The organism is Actinomyces polynesiensis, assembly GCF_000820725.1.
GTDB lineage: Bacteria > Actinomycetota > Actinomycetes > Actinomycetales > Actinomycetaceae > Pauljensenia > Pauljensenia polynesiensis.
Genome location: NZ_CCXH01000186.1, coordinates 1 through 3,604 on the forward strand (window position 1 = coordinate 1; position 3,604 = coordinate 3,604).

A 3,604-nucleotide genomic window follows, 5' to 3' on the forward strand; every position below is an offset into this window, starting at 1 on the left:
CGTGTCGTCCGGGCACCCGGCGGGGCGCCGTTCCAGGAGGACGACCGCCACCGCGCAGTCACCGTCGTGTGAGAGGGAGAGGTGCCAGTGCAGGCCGGCGACGGAGCCGCCGGGGGCACGGCCCACGTCGGCATCGGGGGGTGCAGCACCCAGGGTGAGTGCCACCTCCCGGGCGACGCGCCCGTGCAGGACAAGCGTGGGGCGGCCCCAGTGGTCCTGGACCACCTCGATCTCCCTCCACACGAGGTCCTCGGGGGTGATCGGGGGGGCGGTTCCCCCCAGGGCGGCGGACCAGGCCTTCACGAAGGCCTCCTTCGCCGCCCAGCGTGCGCCGACGTGGGGGGCGAGGGCGTGGGGGTCGCCGGGAGCGCCTCCCTCGGTGCGGGCGCGGGACTCCACCGCGCGACGCTCCCGCGCCGTGAGGACGGAGGTGAGGAAGGTCGACCCCGGCAGCCCCACCTGCCCGGCGAGAGCGGGCAGGGCCACCAGGTCGACGCCGATGCCGAGGATCACCCCGTGGCCTCCTCCTGGCCGGCGAAGATCTCCCGACCGGCGAAGACCTCCGCGCCAGCGAGGACCTCCCGCGCACCGACGATCCCGCGCCGGCGGACGGGGAGGGCCGTGTGCCCGGAACCGGTCACTCGGCCGCCCCTCCCACTGGCATCGAGTAGAAGCCGTCGGCCCCCAGCCTGGCCCGCGGGTCCAGCAGGACCGCAGCCTCGACCTCGTGGGGATCCACGCCCTCGGTCTCCTCGGGCAGCCGCCGGGACTCGACGGGTTCGAAGAGCGGGGCATGTCCGAGCATCCCCGACTCGCGGTGCCGGGTCCCGGCGCGCAGACGCCCGTCCGAGCGCTCGCGCCAGGCCTCCAGGTCGGCCATCCCCTGCCCGGGGTCGTCCGCCGACGCCACGACCAGGGCCTCGAAGGCCGCCGGGTTGACCACGGCCACCAGGGAGGACACGTGACCGAAGCCCAGTGAGGTCGCGAAGGCGGCACGGATCGGCCCCCGTGAGCCGAGGTCGAGGGGCGAGCGCACCCACACGAGGCCGGGGTTGACGGCCAGTTCCTCGTCCACGCAGTCGAGTGAGGCGTTGGCCGGGACCACACCGGTCTGGAAGAGCTGCGTGATGCCGGCGACCTGGAAGACGCAGGCACCACCCTTCGCGTGCCCCGTCAGCGACTTCTGGGAGATGACGAACAGTGGGTTGCCCTCGCTGCGGCCCAGCGCGCGCCCGAGGCGGGTGTGCAGGTCGGACTCGTTGGGGTCGTTGGCGTTGGTGGAGGTGTCGTGCTTGGACACCACCGAGACGTCGTCGATGCCGACGCCCAGATCCTCCAGTCGCCGTGCCAGGGTGGAGTCCTTCCCGCCCCGTGCGCAGGCCAGGGCCCCGATGCCGGGTGCCGGGATGGAGGTGTGGGCGCCGTCGGCGTGGGTCTCGGCGAAGGCCACGACCCCCAGCACCGGCAGACCCATCGACAGCGCGATGTCCGCCCGGGTGAGCAGCACGGTGCCACCGCCCTGGGACTCCACGAAGCCCCCGCGGCGACGGTCGTTGGCACGTGAGACGAACCGCTCCGAGATGCCCTGCTCCAGGATGGCGTCGGTGGCCGCGGTGGCGTTCATCGACCCGAAGCCCTCGATGGACTCCACCTGGATGTCGTCGGTGGCGCCGGCCACCACGAAGTCCGCCTTGTGGCAGGCGATCTTGTCCAGGCCCTCCTCGATCGACACGGCCGCGGTCGCGCAGGCGCCGACCGGGTTGATCATCGACCCGTAGCCCCCGATGTAGGACTGCATCGTGTGGGCGGCGACCACGTTGGGCAGGGTCTCCTGGAGGATGTCCTGCGGGTAGTCCTCGCCCAGGAAGCGGTCCACGAAGAGCTTGCGCATCGAGGTCATCCCCCCGAAGCCCGTGCCCTGCGTCGAGGCCACCGCGGAGGGGTGCACCGCCGCCAGGAGCTCCGCAGGCGTGAAGCCCGCCGAGACGAAGGCATCCACCGCGGTGACCAGGTTCCACACGGCGATCCGGTCGATGGAGTCGGTCATCGAGGCCGGGATCCCCCAGCGCGAGGGATCGAAGTCCGTGGGGAACTGGCCGCCGATGCGCCGCGAGAGCGTGGCGCGCCGGGGGGACCCTGGCCTCCCCGCCCTTGAGGCGGGTGACCGTCCACTCACCCGTCGCCGGGTCCGCGGCGATCCTCGTGAAGCGGGGATCGGCATCCAGGTGGCTGCGGGCCTCCGCCTCGCTCTCCACCGTGAAGGAGATGTCCCGGTCCAGGAACACCGACGCCGCCTCCGGGCTCCACCCGTCGTGGAGCGGGCCGTCGTCGGTGAAGAAGCGGATGCCCGAGCGGGCCACGACCTCGTCGCGGTAGCGCTCGAAGATCTCGGACTCCTCGACGAGCTGGTCGTCCGTGTCGTACCAGCCGCCCACGGGCGAGTCACGCCAGGTCAGCAGGCCCGTCATCCAGGCGAGCTCGAGCACGCCGGCGGGTGTGAGGTCCACGCTCCCGTCGGAGTGGATGCCGAGTTCGGCCTCCAGACGGGTGCGTGAGGACCCCCAGGGACCGACCTCGCCGAGGCCGACGATGACGACGGTGTCGTGCAGGTCGGCGTGCACGGGACCCCACTGTGCGGGGTCGACGTGGCGCACGCTCGTGCGGGTCGGGGAGGGCAGCGCCGACACGACGGCCGGAGGGGTGCCTGCGGTTCCCCCGGACCCCACCGCGGCGGCCTCCGCCTCCGCGAGTGCCTCGGCCCTCAGGGCCCGCAGGCCCAGGTCACCGCCGAGCCCACCCGTCAGGTCCGCGTCCACCGGGGTCCGCGCCGCGCTCGCCCGCACCTCGGGCGTGCACAGCTCCAGGAGCTTCCCGGCCATCTCCGCGGTGGACCAGGTCCGCACCCCCGCACGCTCGACCGCGCCGACGAGGGGGTCGTTGCCCCCCATCAGCCCGGTGCCGCGCACCCACCCGATGCGCGGGTGTGCCAGGGAGGCCCGGTCGGACCAGATGCGCTCCGCACGCCAGCGCGTGGTGATCGCGTCGAAGGAGGACTTCGCCTCGGCGTAGGCACCGTCCCCGCCGAACATGCCGCGGTTCGGTGAGCCCGGCAGGACGACGTGGAGACGGTGGTCCACGGCGGTGTCCGAACCGATGGCGGAGAGCCCGGCGATCGTGCGCTCCACGCTCCACAGGAGCAGGCGGAACTGGTTCTCCGGCACGGGTCCCGCCTCGGCCAGGGTGCCCGACACGCGCGGGGCCGCGAACGGGAAGAACAGGGTCGGGACCAGTGCAGGCTTGACCTCCACCGCCGAGCCCCCGACGGTCTTCGTCTGCGCGCTGCCCACCCACCCGATCAGCGCGTCGACGTCGCGGTAGCTCGACAGGTTCGCCGGGAGCAGCCACAGCCGCGCACCGGGCGCGGCGTGGTCGCGGTAGAGCTGCTCGGCGAAGGCCAGGCGGCGCGCGTCGACCTTCGAGGCGGTCGCGACCACTGTCGCGCCCCCTGCCAGCAGCCCGGCCACCACTCCTCCCGCGATCGAGTCCGCGGTCATCCCGGTGACCACCGCGACCTCCTCGGCCCAGCGTGCCGCCGGATCGGCGG

General features: G+C 73.4%; 2 protein-coding genes and 1 pseudogene. All 3 read right to left on the reverse strand.

Going from position 1 to position 3,604, the window contains the following annotated elements; genetic code table 11:
* Positions 1-513, reverse strand: a 513-nt coding sequence (locus tag TA90_RS07915; protein WP_074015351.1) for a holo-ACP synthase, incomplete at its 3' end; no start/stop codon positions are given.
* Positions 510-641, reverse strand: coding sequence for a hypothetical protein (locus tag TA90_RS15770; protein ID WP_269419990.1), 132 nt, complete (start codon positions 639-641; stop codon positions 510-512). The genes TA90_RS07915 and TA90_RS15770, both read right to left, overlap by 4 nt.
* Positions 638-3,604: pseudogene (locus tag TA90_RS07920) on the reverse strand (beta-ketoacyl synthase N-terminal-like domain-containing protein); the annotation flags it as partial. The gene TA90_RS15770 and the pseudogene TA90_RS07920, both read right to left, overlap by 4 nt.